Source organism: Pseudomonadota bacterium (assembly GCA_018823285.1).
In the GTDB taxonomy this organism is placed as follows: domain Bacteria; phylum Desulfobacterota; class Desulfobulbia; order Desulfobulbales; family JAGXFP01; genus JAHJIQ01.
Window position 1 is genome coordinate 1 of record JAHJIQ010000016.1, and the last position, 17,881, is coordinate 17,881.

At 52.6% G+C, this 17,881-nt stretch carries 18 protein-coding genes and 1 tRNA gene; 6 read left to right on the forward strand and 13 right to left on the reverse strand.

Annotated elements, in window-relative coordinates; translation table 11 throughout:
* The 4 genes from KKG35_04880 to KKG35_04895 form a co-directional block, all read left to right on the forward strand.
* Nucleotides 1-585 (forward strand): hypothetical protein (locus tag KKG35_04880; protein ID MBU1737455.1); only part of this gene is annotated, 585 nt, incomplete at its 5' end.
* A 19-nt stretch (nt 586-604) separates the two neighbouring features.
* The gene (locus KKG35_04885) at nt 605-2,716 is read left to right on the forward strand and encodes an adenylate/guanylate cyclase domain-containing protein (GenBank protein MBU1737456.1); all 2,112 of its coding nucleotides are present in this window, start codon (nt 605-607) and stop codon (nt 2,714-2,716) included.
* A gap of 23 nt (nt 2,717-2,739) precedes the next feature.
* Complete coding sequence (locus tag KKG35_04890; protein MBU1737457.1) at nt 2,740-2,943, forward strand: SlyX family protein; 204 nt, start codon at nt 2,740-2,742, stop codon at nt 2,941-2,943.
* Nucleotides 2,930-4,303 carry a DEAD/DEAH box helicase gene (locus KKG35_04895; protein ID MBU1737458.1) on the forward strand — a complete coding sequence of 458 codons (1,374 nt, stop codon included), beginning with the start codon at nt 2,930-2,932 and terminating at the stop codon, nt 4,301-4,303. The genes KKG35_04890 and KKG35_04895 overlap by 14 nt, the downstream gene beginning before the upstream one ends.
* A 32-nt stretch (nt 4,304-4,335) precedes the next feature.
* On the opposite strand, the gene KKG35_04900 is transcribed toward KKG35_04895, so the two are convergent.
* The 3 genes from KKG35_04900 to KKG35_04910 all read right to left on the reverse strand — a co-directional run bounded on the left by KKG35_04900 (nt 4,336) and on the right by KKG35_04910 (nt 8,314).
* The gene (locus tag KKG35_04900; GenBank protein MBU1737459.1) at nt 4,336-6,879 is read right to left on the reverse strand and encodes a protein kinase; all 2,544 of its coding nucleotides are present in this window, start codon (nt 6,877-6,879) and stop codon (nt 4,336-4,338) included.
* 4 nt (nt 6,880-6,883) lie between these two features.
* Nucleotides 6,884-7,900 carry a hypothetical protein gene (locus tag KKG35_04905; GenBank protein ID MBU1737460.1) on the reverse strand — a complete coding sequence of 339 codons (1,017 nt, stop codon included), beginning with the start codon at nt 7,898-7,900 and terminating at the stop codon, nt 6,884-6,886.
* A 183-nt stretch (nt 7,901-8,083) separates the two neighbouring features.
* On the reverse strand, nt 8,084-8,314 hold the full coding sequence (locus KKG35_04910) for an RNA-binding S4 domain-containing protein (GenBank protein ID MBU1737461.1): 231 nt from the start codon (nt 8,312-8,314) through the stop codon (nt 8,084-8,086).
* A gap of 195 nt (nt 8,315-8,509) precedes the next feature.
* Here KKG35_04910 and KKG35_04915 point away from each other — a divergent pair, with 195 nt between their 5' ends.
* Nucleotides 8,510-9,343 (forward strand): alpha/beta hydrolase, encoded by an 834-nt coding sequence (locus KKG35_04915; protein ID MBU1737462.1) that lies wholly within the window; start codon nt 8,510-8,512, stop codon nt 9,341-9,343.
* Nucleotides 9,344-9,371: 28 nt separating this feature from the next.
* The gene (locus KKG35_04920) at nt 9,372-9,590 is read left to right on the forward strand and encodes a hypothetical protein (protein ID MBU1737463.1); all 219 of its coding nucleotides are present in this window, start codon (nt 9,372-9,374) and stop codon (nt 9,588-9,590) included.
* A 92-nt stretch (nt 9,591-9,682) separates the two neighbouring features.
* On the opposite strand, the gene KKG35_04925 is transcribed toward KKG35_04920, so the two are convergent.
* The 10 genes from KKG35_04925 to rpmH form a co-directional block, all read right to left on the reverse strand.
* A complete protein-coding gene (locus KKG35_04925; protein ID MBU1737464.1) occupies nt 9,683-10,486 on the reverse strand; it encodes a hypothetical protein in 804 nt (267 codons plus the stop codon).
* A tRNA-Arg gene (locus KKG35_04930) sits at nt 10,486-10,562 on the reverse strand. Before KKG35_04930 ends, KKG35_04925 begins: the two co-directional genes overlap by 1 nt.
* Before the next feature lie 110 nt (nt 10,563-10,672).
* Nucleotides 10,673-11,194, reverse strand: coding sequence for a hypoxanthine phosphoribosyltransferase (gene hpt, locus KKG35_04935; GenBank protein MBU1737465.1), 522 nt, complete (start codon nt 11,192-11,194; stop codon nt 10,673-10,675).
* 49 nt (nt 11,195-11,243) lie between these two features.
* Entirely contained in the window at nt 11,244-12,737 is a 1,494-nt protein-coding gene (locus KKG35_04940) for an HDOD domain-containing protein (GenBank protein MBU1737466.1), read from the reverse strand.
* A 153-nt stretch (nt 12,738-12,890) separates the two neighbouring features.
* Nucleotides 12,891-14,297, reverse strand: a complete 1,407-nt coding sequence (gene mnmE / locus KKG35_04945) for a tRNA uridine-5-carboxymethylaminomethyl(34) synthesis GTPase MnmE (GenBank protein ID MBU1737467.1) — start codon at nt 14,295-14,297, stop codon at nt 12,891-12,893.
* 15 nt (nt 14,298-14,312) lie between these two features.
* Entirely contained in the window at nt 14,313-15,080 is a 768-nt protein-coding gene (locus tag KKG35_04950) for a Jag N-terminal domain-containing protein (protein ID MBU1737468.1), read from the reverse strand.
* A 77-nt stretch (nt 15,081-15,157) separates the two neighbouring features.
* Nucleotides 15,158-16,831, reverse strand: coding sequence for a membrane protein insertase YidC (yidC, locus tag KKG35_04955; GenBank protein ID MBU1737469.1), 1,674 nt, complete (start codon nt 16,829-16,831; stop codon nt 15,158-15,160).
* Nucleotides 16,832-16,937: 106 nt separating this feature from the next.
* Complete coding sequence (yidD, locus tag KKG35_04960) at nt 16,938-17,153, reverse strand: membrane protein insertion efficiency factor YidD (GenBank protein MBU1737470.1); 216 nt, start codon at nt 17,151-17,153, stop codon at nt 16,938-16,940.
* Nucleotides 17,154-17,246: 93 nt separating this feature from the next.
* A complete protein-coding gene (rnpA, locus tag KKG35_04965; GenBank protein MBU1737471.1) occupies nt 17,247-17,594 on the reverse strand; it encodes a ribonuclease P protein component in 348 nt (115 codons plus the stop codon).
* 61 nt (nt 17,595-17,655) lie between these two features.
* Entirely contained in the window at nt 17,656-17,793 is a 138-nt protein-coding gene (gene rpmH, locus KKG35_04970) for a 50S ribosomal protein L34 (protein ID MBU1737472.1), read from the reverse strand.
* Nucleotides 17,794-17,881 lie beyond the last annotated feature (88 nt).

Genomic DNA, 17,881 nt, shown 5'->3' on the forward strand with positions numbered 1-17,881 from the left:
CAGCCGTGGCTGATCATTGATGCGCGAGGGTTGGCCGAGAACGAGCAGGTGCAGCCGGCGATGTTCCCCAAAATCAAGAGCGAGACCGGTGAAACGGTGTATGAGCTGTCCCAGGTTGAAGAGGCGGCGCTACTGAATCGGGGCATGATGCGCTATGTGGTTTCCGATGAGCCTTCTTCCTCCCTTCATTCCGATCATCGCCTGATCGACCGGCTGCTTGCCGACGCCGGGATCCTGTTCGGGGTGGGCGAGGCAGGGGCCAGCACGATAGAGAGGTCTCTTTCTGAAATCTCGATCCCCGGGTTTACGCCCACGCCGGTAGAGACGCCGGCGCCTGAAACATCCACGAAACCGAAGATGAGAACGAAAAGAGGGCAATATATGGTGGTCGATGCCACCCAGGTTGAAGGACTGGCCAAGACCAATCTGGTGGTCAGCGCCCAGGATGCCATGGAACTGAAAGAGGAAGATGCCGCCTCCCAGATTTTGAAGAAATGCCGGGTGGTTGTGATCGCTTCAAGCCCCATTGGGGGAATTGAAGGACGGCTCCCCATACGTTTGGCCCTGCTGGAGGGTTCCCGGTGATGGTTTTGCTTTATTCATCATGAACGGAAAAAGACTTCTTCGCTTCCAGGTTCTCCTGACTTTTTTCTGCACCGCTTTGGTGATTGGCGGGGTCATTGCCTGTTACCTCGCAGGTCTGCTGGCCAGAGCCGATAATTTCCTCTATGATCTCAATGTTGTCTGGCGTGGGCCTGTCGCCACCAGCGATCGGGTGGTCCTGGTCCTGATGGATGAGGAGAGCGCGGTCAGGCTGAAACGGCATCGCGGGCAATGGTCCAGAAAAAAGCTGGCCATCGCTCTGGACAATCTTTGTGCAGCCGGAGCGGAGGTTGTCGGGCTCGACATGGTCATGTCCGCCCCGGATCTTGAACCTGATGCGGACGTGATGCTTGCCGCTTCGATTGCCAACTGCAATAACGTGGTCCTCGCCCGGGTCTCTTCCGCCGAGGGGGTCAGGGAAATCGTTCCCCACGCTCCTTTTCAGGAGGCGATGATCGGGGACGGATTCATTGATGTCCCCCTCGATGAAGACGGGGTTCTCCGCAAGATAAGGTTTTTAAATGCCAAACCGATGGCTGACGGGTCACTGCAGTTGCTGCCGTCTTTTGCTCTTGAACTGGCAAGGGTTTTTCTCAATCTTGATTTCAGCTTTGATTTTTCGGCCGGTGACCATTTTCTGATGGGCGCACCGACCGAGAATCAGCTTCGGCTGCCATATCCGGAGCTGCTGATTAATTTTTATGGTGATTTCAACTCTTTCAAGGTGATCTCTTTTGCCGATGCCGTCAACAATACCCTGAAACCGGAGGATGTGCGCGGCAGGATGGTGCTTGTCGGTTCGACCTTGAGCAGCCAGAAGGATTTTTTCACCACTCCTTATTCCCGGTTTCGTCGTGAAGCAGCTGGTCTGTCAGCCAAATTTGCGACCGTTGAGGAGGGGGTGATGGGTTCGGATGAACCGGGAGTCGCCTGCCATGCCCATGCCGTTGAAACCATTCTGAACAAGGCTTTTATCAAGCCGGTAAACGGCTCTCCAATCATCTGGTTTACATTGCTGACTGGTCTGGTGGGGCTTCTCTTTTACATCCCCAGGATCGGATTGCTGATCGAACTGGCCATCCTTTTCCTTTCCCTGGCCGCCATTGTTTTTGTTTCCCACCTGCTGTTCAGCAGGAGTCTGTTGCGGGTCGATAGCGCTTCATTTCTTGCCGTATTTCTCATTCAGTTTGTTACCGGTGTCGCCCTGCAGAGGTCTTTCGGCAAAAAAAAGAATGCGATGATCACTTCACTTTTCGGCAAATACGTCTCATCCGGGGTGGTCAACGAGTTGATCAAGGGCGATATCAGTTCTTCTTTGGAGGGTCACCGTGAAAACCTGACCATGCTTTTTTCCGATCTCCGGAATTTCACAACGCTCTCGGAAAGATTGGGAGCGAAGGATACCGGACTGCTTCTCAATGTCTATTTCGACACCATGATCCCGATTGTCTTTGCCCATCAGGGGACGCTCGATAAGCTGATGGGGGATGCGGTGATGGCTTTTTACGGCGCTCCCCTGCCGGTACCCGATCACCCGGCCCAGGCTGCCGCTACCGCCCTTGAGATGATTGAAAAGCTTGACCGGTTGGTGGAAAAAACAGATCTGCCCGGGATTGAAGGGCTTGCCATAGGAATCGGTCTGAATACCGGAGAAGTGACGGTTGGCAATCTCGGCAGCAATGTGTTCATGGATTATACGATCATCGGTGATGCGGTCAATCTTGCCTCCCGTCTTGAGGGGCTGAACAAGGTCTATGGGACAAGTATTCTGGTGACGGAATTCACGGCCCGTGAGCTTGATGACCGTTTTGTGGTAAGGGATCTGGATATTGTAAAGGTCAAGGGCAAGGAGAAGTCGGTTACAATCTTCGAACTTTGCGGCTGGCGTGACAGATTGAGTCAGGAGCGGTTGGCTGAGCTTGCCGTGTTTGCGGAAGGGGTGAGCGCCTACCGCAGTCAGCAGTGGGATGCGGCGGAGGAGCGATTCCGGGAGGTCTTGAAAATGAATCCCGGCGATGGTCCTGCCAGACTCTATCTTTCCAGAACGTCCGCCATGCGGGACAACCCTCCGCCCCCTGACTGGAACGGGGTGACGGCGTTCGACCATAAATAGAGAGAAAATTTCTTACGAATCTGATGACAGATAGAGAAAATCTTAACGAACAGCGGTTGGTGGAACTGGAGAGCCGGGTTGCTTTTCAGGACCGGATCATTGATGAACTGAACGGGGTTGTCGCCGCGCAGCAGGAACAGATTGACGGGATCGAGAAGGCTCTCAGCGCCCTTCAGTTACATGTGAAAACGGTCCTTTCCGATCCCGGTGGTGATGATGGCCGCTGAAGTGATCCTGACCGTCTCTGCGGAGTGTCTGCTGCAGCATGCGCCTCCCGCCCTCCTTTCGGTCCTGAAAAAAGAGTTGACCGTTGCCAATCCAAAATATCTTGATGCAAAAAAGTATGGCCGGTGGATCGGCAAAAAGCTGAAGCCGTTTCTTTACTTTTACAAAGAATCGGCTGGTGGTTTCAGATTTCCCCGCGGCTATGCCAACAAGGCGGTTCTCCATTGCCGGAAAATTCTTGGCAAAGACCCGGAGATCGTTGATCACCGTCGGCTTCTGCCGGAGGTGGATTTTGCTTTTCAGGGAACCCTTCGCCCTTATCAAAAGGAGGCGTTCAACGATACGGCAAAGCGGGATTTCGGGGTGATCGAATCTTCGACCGGCTCCGGAAAAACCGTGATCGGTCTTGCCCTGATCGCCCAGCGGAAACAGCCGACGCTGATCCTGGTCCACAGCAAGGAGCTGATGTATCAGTGGGCAAAGCAGATCGAATTATTCCTTGGTGTTGAGGCAGGGCTGATTGGAGACGGCCATTATGAGACGAGGCCGGTCACCGTTGCCATCGTCAATTCGGCGAGAAACCATCTGGAGGGACTTCCGGAAAAGTTCGGTCACCTCTGTGTCGATGAGTGTCACCGGGTCCCGGCCACTCTTTTCACCGAGGTGGTGACCGCCTTCGACTGTAAATATGCCCTCGGGCTTTCCGCCACCGCTTTTCGGCGCGACGGATTGACCGAGCTCATCCACCTCTATCTCGGGGATCGCAGTCACCGGGTCAACACCGAGGAACTGCAGCAGAGCGGCGCGGTGCTGAAGCCTGAATTCATCCAGAAAACCACCAGCTTTCGCTACGGGTATCGCGGCAATTACCATCATCTGCTGAAGGCATTGACCACCAATGAAGAGCGAAACCGCCTGATTTGCACCGATATTGTCATAGAAGCGGGCCGCGGCAAGGGTACCGTTCTGGTCGTGAGTGACCGGGTGGCTCATTGCGAGATGCTGGCGGAGATCCTGTCAGAAATTGCTCCTGATCTGAAGGTGGCGGTCCTGACCGGTAAAATGGTTTCGGACGAAAGAACCGATTTGATCCGGGCGATCCGGGAGGGAGAAGTGGAGGTGCTGGTCTCGACGGTGCAGCTCATCGGTGAAGGATTTGATTGTTCGGGCTTAAGGGCGCTGTTCCTGACCACGCCGATTAAATTTACCGGGCGGCTACTTCAGGTGGTAGGGCGGATTCTGCGGCCCGCTGAAGGCAAGTCGCCACGGGTCTATGATTACTATGATGATATCGGAGTCCTGAAGAAATCGGCCCAGGTCAGGAGGATGATCTTTGCCGACAAACAGGGGATACTGGTGTAAACCTGCCGCTTCCGGTTTCTGCGTGGAAAGATTTATTGCTTGTTGAATTCCCTTAAGCATTTCCTCGCTTCCACAACGACTTCTCCGATGGTCTCAAACCTTCTTGATTTGGCTTTCGACATTAAACGGGTCGCAAGTTTAATGCAGCATTCCGGGAGCCCGGGATCGACTTCCTGCAGAGGGGTGTATGAAACCGTGGAGATGGAATGCATCAGGGCGGCGACATTGCTGTTCCGGAAGGGTTTGGTTCCGGTCAGGAGTTCGTAGAGCACAACCCCGAGTGAGAACTGGTCTGAACTGCCGTCAACCTTTTTCCCGGCAACCTGCTCGGGCGACATGTAGTTGGGAGTGCCGAGGATCACCCCGGTCTGGGTTTTGGATGAGTCGAGGATCCTGGCAATCCCGAAGTCGGCCACTTTGACATGGCCGTCTTTTAACAGGATGATATTGGCCGGTTTGACATCGCGATGGACCACATGGTTTTTGTGGGCGTACTCCAGGGCCTCGGCCACCTTGATGATAATCTCCAGCACCTTGGGCACCGGCAGAAGATTGCCTGTTTTACAGTGTGCCGACAGATCTTGGCCGTTCAGCAGTTCCATGGCCATGTAGGTCATGTCGTGGTCTTCATCGATATCGTAGATGGTCACGATATTGGGATGGTTCAGTTTACCGGCGGCTTCCGCCTCCCTGAAAAATCGTGCCTTGACTTCCGCCAGATCAGCCTTGTCCACCTGGTCGTAGCGCAGGGTTTTAATCGCCACTGCGCGGTTTATTTTCGGGTCCCGGCCGAGATAGACCGTGCCGATGGCCCCCTGCCCGATTTCTTCAAGGATCTCATAGCGGCCAAGGGTCGGTTTTGCGTCACTGGTGGTGGTCATGGAAAGAGTCGTGCTGTTGGGTTTGGCAAACGAAGGGATTTTTGCCGTTACCTTCAGCCGTTCAATCTTTTCCTTGATGTCTTTAAAGGGGCCGCAGCGGTAGATATGCTCGTAGACGGCGATGGCCTTGTTGTGCATTCTTTTGCGCTCCAGATCAAGGCCGAGGTTATAGAGAAGGTCTTTGACCGATGGGTCGCTGACCGGGCATTTCATGAATTTCTCGAAGGCCAGATCGAGGAGGCCCTGGCTCTGGAACGAAAGGCCAAGGACCTTGTTTGCCTCATCATCGGTTGCCGTCCGGAACGGGTTGAAGAATTTACGGTTGATGATGATCAGGACGAGGCCGATTACCGCGAGAATTGTCGGGGAGGCGCTTTTAATCCAGATGCCCTGGGAAACGAAGAGAAGTGTGGCAAGTGCCTGCCAGGAAATGATGAAGATGATCAGAATGATGGTTCCCAGAGAAAGGTTGACCCTGGGAATGATAAAGATCAGGAAGAGCCCGAAATAGAGGAGCGCCCCTGTTTCCAGGGACCAGGTCCAGCCGGGTCTGGAAATGTGATTCCCGGCGAGAATCGCCGCGGTGGTGATGGCGGTCAGTTCCGCCGTGCTGATCTCTTCTCCCTCCGTGGTTTTGAAAAAAGTGGTCAGGCCCGGGGCGGTCAACCCGAGGACAACAGTTTTCCCGGCAAGCTCCTGCCGGCCGATTTTCCCTTCCTGAATCGCATGAAAGGGAAAAGTGACAAAACTCTCCGGTCTGTTTCCTGCCATGAGGAGCCGGTATTCACCGTTGACCGGGATGATCCGGTCGGCAAAATTCAGGGAATTTATTGATGCTTTATTGTATGTCCCCCTGATGTCCTGCAGTCTGCTGTCAAGGGCAGCCAATGACAGACGGAGGGCCATGGACGGATAGAGTTTCTCCTGCCAAGAGATAAACAGGTTTGCGCCTCTGACCGTACGGTCACGATCACCAATAAAATTGTCATGACCGAGACCCGCCGCACTCTCTGCCAGATCGGTGAAGGGTGCGCTGAACCCGGTAGCCTGAACCGGTGATTTTTCACCGTTGAACGGATTGCCAAGTTGAAATAATGAGTGGCCGGCAGACAGGGTTTCTTTTGGGTAGTCAATGGCATGTTTCTTGAGCCAGGCAGGGTTGGTAGAGTCATCAACCCATTCCCGGCTGCCGAAATAAAACTGCAGGGGCAGGATGATCTTTCCCCCTTTATGCACCGAATTCAAAAGCCGGGAGTCATTGTCGAGGCGATTTTCTGCTGCGGCAAGGCTTCTGCTCAGCTCCTGTCTCGTGTTCTTCGGCAGATCCAGCTTTTTGTCGGCCAGATACTCTTTGAGCCGGGCAATTTCCTTGATCCCTTCACCTGTTTCCCGGGCCGGATAATGGAGGTCAAGACCGATGGCCTTGACGTTCGTTTTCACCAGCCGGTCAATCGCCTCACTGATCACCGAGCGGGGCCAGGGCCAGCTTCCCAGCCTGCCGATACTGTCCTGGTCGATGGCGACCAGAACGACCTGGCCGCTCTTGTCAATCTTGTGAAAAGCGGCAAGACGGTCATAGATACTGTTTTCAGCCCTCTCCAAGAGGGGGGCTTCCGCGGTCAGCCCGACGATCATCAGCAGGGTAAGAAACGTGCAGCTGAACCAGCTCGATGTGAGAAGTGTCTTGATATGCATGGTGTCAGAACCGCAGGGTGACTCCAGCCATGGCGCTGAACGATTCCCAGTTGACTTCGTTGAGTTTCAAGATATAGATATCCCCGTCTTCTTCATAGAATTTGATTTGGCCATCTTCTGCTTGCCATTTTTGATAACCGAGGTCGATTTTAAACTGCAGGTTTTTTGCCCCTGTCATAAGGCCGAGGTTGATCAGAAGACCCTTGGCATCATCGGAATAGTGTCTGAAGCTCACCGGATGCTGGAAATATGGGATCAGATTCCAGTTGGCTTCAGCTTCATAGGTGCCGGAATGCAGTTCGATCGATGAATGAAGGGAAAAATTGGTGGTGGGTGCAAATTCCATGACCACACCAAGCCAGCCCCCATACCATTGAGTATCGAAAGTGCTGTCGAGTCCCGTAATGGGTCCTAGGGGGGCAGCAGATGGGTCTATGCCTGGTTCAGATATAGTCTGATATCCATCATGGATGGTCAGGTTCTGTTCATGGTAGGAATAGCCGATACAGGGGGTGATAGAGAAGTTTCCTTCCCTGGTTGTAAAAACCGGGCCGAGGCCGGCCGAAAAATCCCGGACATCACCTTCATCAGAGCGGTTATTGGAACGGGAAAACTCCTGGGTTCGGTTGTTACCATGGTAATCTGAATCTTGATTCTTTCCGGAGTGAATTTTCCCGTACCCGATAGTCCCCCTGAAACTCAAACCGAAGGGGATATTGTCATGTTTCAGGGTAACATTCCCATGGGTATTAAATTGATTGATTTCAAGATCTTCCCAGGTCAGTTCTGATCTGATATTTGTGTAGTTGAAATCACTGTTGTAACCAGCAAAGTTCCAATCGAGTTGATCAACTCTGTAACCGCTGCTTAACCCAAAATCAAACCCTGATGTGTTCAGTTTTGCTTCAGAGCGTTCAGGGGAACAAATTACTGAAAGAATAAAGATAATTAGGGTGATGCCACCTGCTTTATAATTTCTTCTGTATTGAAAATGATTTTGAGTTTCCATCGTGTGATCCACCCGTTGTAATTTTGTTTCTTTGTTCAGATATCATTTCAACAGAGATATTGCGGCCATAGTTGATCGACTCAATTTGGCAACAGCTCGAGATCGTTGTTGCTGCCTGCGAGTATACTGTTCTTAGCTCTGGAATCTCAAGTTGTTCCCTCCAGGTCGTTGCAAATCAGCGACTGTTCCCTGAATCTATTCGGCCATGGGTTTGCCGGTGTAATGCACGGTCAGCAACCGGCCGTCAAGACCGACCACATCGCCTTCCATCAGCTGTCTGCCCCGCCGGGTGTCTATTTCGCCATTCACCGCGACTTCGCCGTTCTGGATTCTGGCCTTTGCCTCCCCGCCGTTCTCCACAATCCCGGCCAGTTTCAGCAGCTGACCAAGCCGGATCACCTCACCGTCGACCTCAATTTTTTCCATAAGAATCCATAATGCTTATTAAATGATAAAGCTCAAGTTGACCAGTTTGTCTGCTCGTTTCGGTAAGCGAGTCTGCGTGAGATCTTGGACTTATACCCGAAGGGTGAAATAAGGAGGTTGCAGTTTGCGATCCCGACCCCTTATGGTATTACAAGATTAACAGCGTTTTCATTCAACTGACAATGATTAATTGCCATGAAACTGATCCTTATCCTTGCCTTTGGGGTTGCAATAGTTGCTCTGTTGATCCAGGGTCAGCACAGGATGATTTATCATCCAAGACCGTACCGAGCAAATGAAGTGGCGCCTGATAACTGCCGCTTTCTTGAATATGCGACCGGCCAGGGGAGACAGGTTTCATACTATATCCTCCCGCCGGAAAGAGAGGAAGAACTTCCGGACAGAATCTGGTTGATGTTCGGCGGCAATGCTTCCCTGGCCCTTGACTGGTTGGAGCTGATCCGCGATTTTCCCGACCGGCGGGCGGGCTTTATTCTCCTCGAGTACCCAGGCTACGGGCGGTGCCGGGGCCGGGTCAGTCCGGAAACCATGATGGAGTCTGCCGCCGGTGCGATATCCGCCCTTGCGACACATCTGAATGCGGGTGAGGGGGCGGTCAGGGAGCGGCTGAGTCTTGTCGGTCATTCCCTCGGGGCCGCGGCCGCCCTTCTTTTCGGGAGCCGGAACCGGGTCGACAGAATTGTCCTGATTGCCCCTTTTACCAGTCTCCGTGATATGGCGACTCTGGTGGTCGGCAAACCGCTGGATCGAACTCTGGTTCATCGTTTTGATAATCGTGCCCGGCTCGGAGAGGTTCTGGCTGTTCCTGAACCGCCGATTGTCACCATAATTCATGGGGATCGGGACAAGGTGATCCCGGTCCGGATGGGAAGAGAGCTTGCGGCGAGCAGTCCGGCGATCAGGTACTATGAGGAACGGAATGGAGATCATAATTATATTCTGGTGACGGCCAGGAAAGAGATCATTGCCGGTATGATCAATGCTCCGACCGGCCCGGAAAGAGAGTAGAACAGAAGCGATGCCGATGGAGAACATGATGGAACATGAGGTGACGGTTTTCAGGAGCTGCCTTTTATCAGAAGGCCAGAAGATCCATATTGCCGATGGACCCAGGCGCGGCGACTGGCTGGTTATCGGCGCTACTGAGAGGAAGGTGCAACTTCGCTGCCCGGTTTCCGGCCGCGAAGTGGAATGGGACCGGTTCTGCTATTTTGTCGAGACCAGAAGGCAGAAGGAATGGCCGGTCAAGGAGTAGGTCGGCAGTCAATTGAGGAGAGTGTTTCCCGGCATCAGCCCCTGTGAGACAAGGGAGCCGGAGTATCTTGGTGGTTTGTGGTCGGGCTGACCTTACTGGACGAATTTGCCGTCCATGAAGAAGCCTTCGAGTTTTGTTCCGTTCGGATCGGTATAGATTCCCTGCCCATGGCGTTTGCCTTCCCGATACTCACCTTCGTAGGTGGAGCCGTCGATTGAGGTATATTTTCCCATCCCGTGGCGGACATCGTTATGATAGTCACCTTCATAGGTGGAGCCGTCAACCTCCACATATATGCCTTTGCCTTCCCTTTTCCCGTTTTTCCACTGCCCGGTGTATGTCCAGCCGCTTGGGGACCTGTATGTGCCCGTGCCCTGGAAGACGTTGTTGTCCCACTCCCCGTCATAGGTCCAGCCTTCCGGTGAGGTGAATTTTCCCTGGCCATGGAACTTTCCTTTATACCAGTCACCCTCGTAGTGCCGGCCATCGGGAGCCGTCATGACCCCGGTGCCGTGTCGCTCGCCGCCCTTGAACCATCCTTCGTACTTCTCGCCGTCGGGATTGATGAGTTCTCCCAGACCTTCATATCGTGCGTTTTCCCAGTCGCCGGTGTAGCGTGTTCCATCGGGAGTGATAATGGAACCGGGACCATCGGTGCAATTGCCCCTGACACACCCGGAGTGTGCAGGATCTGCCGCTATGGACAGCAACATGATGAGGAGTGGGATCGGTAAAAAGGTCTGCATGGTTTTTCCCTTACAGGAGCACCGCAATGAACAAGACTCAATATCAACCATGGTACGCCCGGCAGGATTGTCGGCAAACGAAGCATGCCGACGGACCGACTTGATCATTCCTGTCAGAGCACCGCAATGAACATGACCAATATCAACCATGGCGCGCCCGGCAGGATTCGAACCTGCGACTCTCGGCTTCGAAGGCCGATGCTCTATCCAGCTGAGCTACGGGCGCATAACACAAAGAATGCGTATCGTTCTCCGACACGCATGTTGAGATAAACATTCATATTGCATTGGGCGTGAAATATCAAAGGGATTCAATATCAAATCTATCGATTCCGGTCAAGGGTCAACAAGTTCGTACACGGCAGGAAGTTGCCGGTACTGTCCGCCATAGTCGAGGCCGTACCCGACCAGGAATCCCCGCGAGAGAGCGAACCCTGTATAATCTATGGTCACCTCGCGGGTCCTCCGCTCGCTCTTGTCAATCAGGGAACAGAATTTCAGAGAGCGGGGATTTTTCAGGGCGAGGTGATTTTTCAACCAGGCCAGAGAGTTTCCGGTATCTACAATATCTTCAACGATCAGCAGATCGCGCCCGGAAACGCTGGTTTCAATATCTGTTACCAGTTCAATATTCCCTGAAGAAAGAGTCTTTTCCCCATAGCTTGCGATTTTGATAAAAGAAATCTCCAGCGGCAGCTGGATCTGTCGCGCCAGATCGGCGGTGAAGATAAATGCCCCGGTCAGAACCCCGACCAGCAGCAGGTTCCCATCAGCGTAATCCCGAGTGATTTCATGTCCCAGTTCGCCAACTCGGGCGGCAATCATCCCGGAATCGAGGATAATCTTTTTTTCAGTCATAGGATCGCTTTTTCCGGTTGCACAGGGAAGATTCCGGTGACGGCGGCAATCAGAAGAGATGCTCGCCGCTTACCTCGGCCCAGGTTCGGTCAAGCTCCTGGTTGAACTTCTCGATGAAGTCGGCCACATTGACATCGCCAAAAGTTTTCACCTCGGTTCGGAGAATGGTCCAGGCCGAAGACTGGAAAGGATCGGCCTTCTCTGTTTCCTGGATGATCGGGGGGATTCCCCGGGAAGTGGCAAAGAGATCGGCCAGATGAACCAGACTTGTCAGAACACTGCTGTCGCCGGCCCTTTCCGGATGGTGATGATATTGCATGACATCCATATAGGCCTGGGGCAGGCCGGTTTTCTCGGCAAGCCATTTCCCGGCGGAAGAATGATCGGCACCGACATATTCGCGTTCACCCTTCTGCAGATCGGCAAATTCATGGTTCTCAGCAATAAGCTGGGGATAGAAATCAGGTTCGTACTGGTCTAGAACCAGCATTCCAAGATCATGGAGAAGACCAGCCAGGTATACATCCGGACCGATATTGGTTATCCTGATGATATCTTTTAACATGACGGCAATCCCGGCGACGGTGACCGAATGGCGCCAGAAAGAGAGAGCGAGTTTTTTGTATCCACCGAAAGGACGAATTTGTTTGCTGTCTTCAATCGCTTCCCTGACAACCTCCTGAATGATATTGGGGCCTACGGAAACGATGGCGTGGGGAACAGTGATGATCTGGCATGATCTGCGATATAGAGATGAGTTGGCCACTTTCAGGATCCTGAAACTGAGGGCCGGGTCAAGATAGAGCAGGTCGGTCATCATCCGGGTGTTGATTGTGCCGCCCGAGAGGAACGGCTTGATTTTTGCCGCAACCAGAGGATTTACGGCGAGGGGCTGGTTCCCCTGGATTCGCCCCTGCAGGTGGGTTTTTGCCTGCCGGTCTTTTTTTTCCGGCATGGGGGGCGGGGCCGAGGGTTCCGGGTCTGGAGTGAGTGTTTCTTTGGCGGTCGGGGTTGGCGGTTTTGGGGATACAGGGGGCTGGTCCTGAGGGATGATCGGCTGAAGATGCCCGTTGCCCTCCTCTTTCCTAGCTGCGCGCTGGTTGGCCATGGCCAGTCTGGCCACCATGATTTCGCAGAATCGTTTATAAAACTTGAGCTGCAGGAAGACATTGGAGGTGTTGATGATTTCGGGTTCCACTTTGAGAATGAAGCTTTCAGTGGTGGTGATCACTCCGGCAGTTCTTCTGGCCTCTGAAACCAGGGCCATTTCTCCGAAACAGTCTCCGGTTGACAGGGTGGTGAGTTCAATGGTGTCGCCGCTGTCATTGATGTCCTTGAAAACAGAAACCTCTCCCTTCACCAGGATATAGAAGACTTTTTCAACGGTGTTCTCCTTGATGATCAGGGTGCCTTCCGGAGCTTTCAGCCAGGTGGAAACGGCAAGAAACTGGGTCAGTTCATGATCATCGAAATTTGAAAAAAAACTGATGTTTTTCAAAAACTCGATCTGTTTGCCCAGTTCGGTTGGCGATTTTTTAGCCATGATGCAGTCTCCAGCCTGCGTTGCAGGCTATGGATTTCCATGTGCAGAGAAGTGATGCTTTAAAAAATTATACAGATGGGATGTCAGGGCGTCAATCTGAACCTTGAGGCCGGAACCTCTAAGGTGAAATGGTGTTCTTCACTCCGGAGATGGTTATTTGCCGATGCAGAATTTCTCGAAGATCAGATCAAGGATGTCTTCGGTGGTGGTTTCTCCGACAATATCCCCAAGGCTGTCCAGTGCGGACTGTACTTCGATGGCGATCAGATCGGGCGGGAGGTTTTCGGAAAGCGCCCGCAGGAGCCTTCTGCTCGCCGCCAGAGCCTGATTCAGGGAGTTTCTTTGTCGTACGTTCGGGACACAGTCATGGCCCGGTTCCCATTTTTTCTGTTCCCCGGTGACCAGGGTGAAGATCGCCTCTTCCAGTTGAGGGAGCCCCGCGCCTGTTTTAGCGGAGATTTTCACGACCGGACGATTCTTGAAACTGGCATGATCAAGCGTTTCGCTATGATCCGGGACCAGGTCGATTTTGTTGATCACGATCAGCGCCTTCTGGGGGTCGATGCTTGCAATAAAGTCAAGATCCTCTGGGGGCAGTTTATTGGAACCGTCAAGAAGGAGCAGGATCAGGTCGGCATCCTGCTGTTTCTCTCTGGCTTTCCGGATGCCTATTTTTTCAACCGCTTCGGCGTTTTCCCTGATCCCGGCAGTATCAATAATCCGGACCGGGATACCCTTGATATCAAGATACTCTTCAATGATGTCGCGGGTTGTCCCCGGGATTTCAGTTACGATGGCGCGGTCTTCCTTGAGGAGACTGTTCAGAAGGCTCGATTTGCCGACGTTCGGGCGGCCGAGAATGACCACCGATATCCCCTCACGGTAGATTTTGCCGCGGTCTGCGGACTCGATCATTGCCTGAAGGGGCGTGAGCAGATAGGCGGTGATATTTTCCCGCATCGCGACGACGTTGATGATTTCCACATCTTCGTCGGGGAAGTCGATGGCCACTTCCAGGATCGCTCTGATCCCGGCAAGCGTTTCTCTGATCTTCAGGATTTTTTCATAGAGCCCCCCTCTGAGCTGGGAGACGGCTATCTGATGACCTTCACCGGTTTTTGCCTGCAGGAGTTCGACCACGGCTTCGGCCTGACTGAGATCAATGCGGCCGTTCAGGAAGGCCCTTTTGGTAAATTCTCCCGGTTCTGCCAGGCGAGCGCCTGTTTTGAGAACCAGGGCCAGGATATTCTGAAGGACGAGATAGCTGCTGTGGCACTGGATTTCCACAACATCTTCCCGGGTGTATGAGTTGGGCGCGGTCATGATCACGGCCATGACTTCATCCACGGGTCGATTGCTTGCCGGGTCGATGATCCAGCCGTAGGTAAGCTGATGACTTCTGGTTTCCCGGGTTGATTTCGGGTGGAAGATAGCCGAGAGCGCCGGTCGGGCACCGGTTCCACTGATCCGGATGATGCCGATTCCACCACCCCCCGGAGGGGTGGCGATTGCAGCAATCGTCGCGCTGTCACGTTCCGGGCTCTGCCGGGAGATGGTCATGAGAAGGGTCTCCTCTCAATGTTTCTTGCGGCGACCCTGACCTGGTAAGTAGATAAGAATTTTTTTGAAATGACCCTCTCCTATGCTGCGGCTGCGGATGGTGGTGTCATCCTGAAGGGCCATATGGACAATCCTTCTTTCGGCGGGATTAATTGCCGGAATACTTCTGGTCCGCCCAGTTGTTCTGACCTCTTCGGCCAGCTCAAGGGCTCTCGCTTCAAGATCCTGTCGGCGCTGTTGCCGATAATCGCCCGCATCAAGAGAAAACAGCACTTTACCTTCCACCATCCGGCTGATGATTTTTCTCATCAGATACTGAATGCTGTCCAGGACCTGGCCTTCCGCCCCGGTTATTTCCTCGATATGCTCGCCGGAGATATGCCCCCTGATCCGGTTCCCTTCACAGGAAACCTCTGCTTTACCTGGAAAACCCATGAGGGAAAGGATCTGTTCGAGGTCTGATTTTACCTTGTCAAGATGGCTTGGTGATATGTCGGCCGGGGTTTTCTCTTCAGTTTTTCGAGGTGGACGCCCGGATTTTTTCCCGCCGTTGTTTCTGTCCTGTGGCGGAGTTTTTTTTCTGTCATTTTTCCGGCCCTTTGCCTGCCCTTTCAGAGAAACGGCAATGCATGCCTTTTTCCTGCCGAACATGCCGAAAATACCGTTTGAACCGGGGGATACAACCTCAATATCAAGCTGGTCCTGTTTTACATTAAGCTTCTCGCAGGCTTTGGCGATCGCCTGTGGGACATCATTCCCTGTAAATTCCATTGTTGAGGACATCTCTTCTCTCCCTTTTGGTGATTGGTCCGGAGCATTCATTTCCCGATCGTTTACGGTGATCAAACGCCCGAGATTGCCTACTGGCGGTTGATCATGTGTTGCTGGGCCATCTGCAACATGTTGTTGACGAAAAAATACAGGACCAGGCCGGACGCAAAATTTATAAAAAGAAAGGTGAATATAACCGGCATCAGCATCATGACTTTTGCTGTTTCAGGGTTTGTTGCCGGGGTCGGGGTCATTTTCTGCTGCAGGAACATGGAGCCGCCCATCAGCAGTGTGAGAAGCGGCAGCCCGCCGAGGTATGGAATGTCAAAGCCGATTGACAATCTTTCCGGGGCGGAGAGATCAGTAATCCACAACATAAAAGGCGCATGCCGGAGTTCTATTGCCTGCATCAGCACTCTGTAGAGAGCGAAAAACACGGGAATCTGCAGGATCATCGGCATGCAGCCTCCCAGGGGATTGATCTTGTGGGTCTTGTAGAGCCGCATCTGTTCCTGGGCCTGCTTCTCCTTGTCGTCTTTGTATTTCTCCCGTATTTTGGCTAACTGGGGCTGCATTTTCTGCATGTTTTTCATGGACTTCATGCCTTTATGGCTGAGCGGCCAGAAAACCACTTTGATCAAAACGGTGACCAGAATGATCGCCACACCATAATTGTGGATGATGCCGTAGAGCATGTTCATCAACAGAAGCAAGGGTTTGGCGACGAATCCGAACCAGCCGAAATTAATGGCCCGGTTGAACTCGTGTCCTTCATGTTCAAGAACGGACATCTTCTTCGGGCCGAAAAAGATGGTGTATTTGTACTGTTTGCTGGCGCCGGAAGGAATGATGTCGGAACTGCCGGAAAGAACATTGTTCACCGCAGTGCCATCGGTAACTGATAGTCTGACCGTTTGCACCTTTTCGGCAGAGTCGTTTTGCGGAGCTGCGGCAAGAAGAAAGTAGCTGTCTTCATAGCCGGTCCAGGCGATATTGCCCTGCAAAGTTTTCGGGCCGTCTTCCTTAAGGTCTTTGACCTTCACTTCCTCAAGGGAGCCGCCAACCAGCACCGCCGGTCCGCTGAACAGGTAGCTTGAATTGGCTGACTCGGGCGAAAACGGGTTGCTGGTCAGCGCAAGATACGGTGAACCCTGAAGTGCCGAGTCGGATGTGTTCGCAACGTCTACGCTGAGATCAAGAAGATAGCTGTTGTCTGAAAAATTCACGGTCTTGGTGATGGTCAGCCCGGCTGCAACCCGGGTCGTCATCACCAGAGATTTCAGGCCCGAAGGTGCTGTTTCAAGAATCTGGGAATCTGATTCATAAAACGGAACTTCGACGACTCGAGAGGGATCGGTTCCCCAGGAAAAGAAAAGGGGCAGTTCAATGCCATCCCCCTTCGTTACAAGTTCTTTGGGTCCGGAATCCTTTTTGTTGTTTTCACGATACTCTTTCAGCCTGAAGCTTTTGATGGTCCCGCCGTTTTCTGTGAAGACGGCATCGTAAAGGGCGGTTGAAATTCTAATGTCGCGAGAAGCACGTTGCGGGGCAAGGTTTTCGGGGGTGGTGTTTTTTACATCAAGGCTTTCAACCGATCTGACCTGTTGCGGAGCTGATTCCGTCGATGCCGGGATGGATGATTCGGTCTGAAGCTGAGAGGGAGTGTTCTGGAGAGTTTGCTGCTGGGGTGGAAAAAGAAGCTGATATCCGAACAGAACAGCCATTGACAGCATGATGGCCAGTAAAGCGTTTTTGTTATCCATGTGTTTCTTCCTCCCGGCAGCAGCCGGCTCCGAACGCTAGTGAATGCGGCCAGGTTCTTGTTTTGTCATTAGTCACAGGACCATTAACGTGAAGTTTTCAGTTGGGTCAGCGTCTGACCGGGTCGTAACCGCCTCTGTTGAACGGGTGGCAACGAAGAATTCTCCTGATGGCAAGATATATTCCCCGGCTGGATCCATGGAGTTCTATGGCATCAATTGCGTATTGAGAACAGGTTGGGAAAAAGCGACAGCTTTGCGGCAAAAGGGGTGATATGGCGATCTGATAAAGCCTCACCAGGGAAATGCATATTGTTCTGGTCATACTTGATGTAACGTCCTGAAATTATTTGTTTAATAGAAATAAATTTGTGTCTGCGGGGGGGCTGAAGCTCTGGAAACTTAAGGGGTTGGAAGATCAGGAGCTGGAACGGCGATCTTTCATGATGGTATCAATGAAATGACTGACCATTTCCGGACTGTCCGCATTGAATGGTTCCCGGACAGCAAAGACTATATCTGAACCCGGTCCGATGAAATTGCGGTGTAACCGGAAAAACTCTCTGATAACCCTTTTGATTCTGTTTCTGACTGTTGCTTTTCTGATCCCGTGGACACTTATGCCCAGGCGGTTTTCCTGTCTGCCATTTGGGGTGTAGATAATGGTAAGACCTTTCCCCTTGATCCTTCTGCCTTTGTCATAAACACTTCTGTATTCCCAGGGTTTTCTCAACAGGAACGATTTAGGAAGCGAATATGACTCCATTGACTGCAATAAAGGATCGATTTATGGACAGGTAAACCACCCGGAAAAGAGTGGTGGCTTATCAGACGGCGAGTCTGTAGCGACCTTTTGCCCGTCTGCTGCTGATGACAGCTCTGCCGGATTTGGTTTTCATTCTGGCGCGGAATCCGTGAGTGCGGTGTCTTTTAAGATTGCTCGGCTGAAAAGTTCTCTTGCTCATGATACACTTCCTTTAATATGTTCCTTTTTATTCCCAGGCCACGATCCTCAAGGAACGTTCTGTCGTATGTGTCTGAACCTGTGGCCAA

Excerpts from the sequence above, each read along its gene's own strand:
- KKG35_04920 (MBU1737463.1), top strand. The coding sequence starts at position 9,372 with ATGGAACATGAGGTGACGGTTTTCAGGAGCTGCCTTTTATCAGAAGGC.
- KKG35_04910 (MBU1737461.1), bottom strand. The coding sequence starts at position 8,314 with ATGGAAAAAATTGAGGTCGACGGTGAGGTGATCCGGCTTGGTCAGCTG.
- KKG35_04885 (MBU1737456.1), top strand. The coding sequence starts at position 605 with ATGAACGGAAAAAGACTTCTTCGCTTCCAGGTTCTCCTGACTTTTTTC.
- rnpA (MBU1737471.1), bottom strand. The coding sequence starts at position 17,594 with ATGGAGTCATATTCGCTTCCTAAATCGTTCCTGTTGAGAAAACCCTGG.
- yidD (MBU1737470.1), bottom strand. The coding sequence starts at position 17,153 with ATGACCAGAACAATATGCATTTCCCTGGTGAGGCTTTATCAGATCGCC.
- KKG35_04915 (MBU1737462.1), top strand. The coding sequence starts at position 8,510 with ATGAAACTGATCCTTATCCTTGCCTTTGGGGTTGCAATAGTTGCTCTG.
- hpt (MBU1737465.1), bottom strand. The coding sequence starts at position 11,194 with ATGACTGAAAAAAAGATTATCCTCGATTCCGGGATGATTGCCGCCCGA.
- mnmE (MBU1737467.1), bottom strand. The coding sequence starts at position 14,297 with ATGACCATCTCCCGGCAGAGCCCGGAACGTGACAGCGCGACGATTGCT.
- KKG35_04925 (MBU1737464.1), bottom strand. The coding sequence starts at position 10,486 with ATGGTTGATATTGGTCATGTTCATTGCGGTGCTCTGACAGGAATGATC.
- KKG35_04950 (MBU1737468.1), bottom strand. The coding sequence starts at position 15,080 with ATGTCCTCAACAATGGAATTTACAGGGAATGATGTCCCACAGGCGATC.
- rpmH (MBU1737472.1), bottom strand. The coding sequence starts at position 17,793 with ATGAGCAAGAGAACTTTTCAGCCGAGCAATCTTAAAAGACACCGCACT.
- KKG35_04895 (MBU1737458.1), top strand. The coding sequence starts at position 2,930 with ATGATGGCCGCTGAAGTGATCCTGACCGTCTCTGCGGAGTGTCTGCTG.
- KKG35_04940 (MBU1737466.1), bottom strand. The coding sequence starts at position 12,737 with ATGGCTAAAAAATCGCCAACCGAACTGGGCAAACAGATCGAGTTTTTG.
- KKG35_04890 (MBU1737457.1), top strand. The coding sequence starts at position 2,740 with ATGACAGATAGAGAAAATCTTAACGAACAGCGGTTGGTGGAACTGGAG.
- KKG35_04900 (MBU1737459.1), bottom strand. The coding sequence starts at position 6,879 with ATGCATATCAAGACACTTCTCACATCGAGCTGGTTCAGCTGCACGTTT.
- yidC (MBU1737469.1), bottom strand. The coding sequence starts at position 16,831 with ATGGATAACAAAAACGCTTTACTGGCCATCATGCTGTCAATGGCTGTT.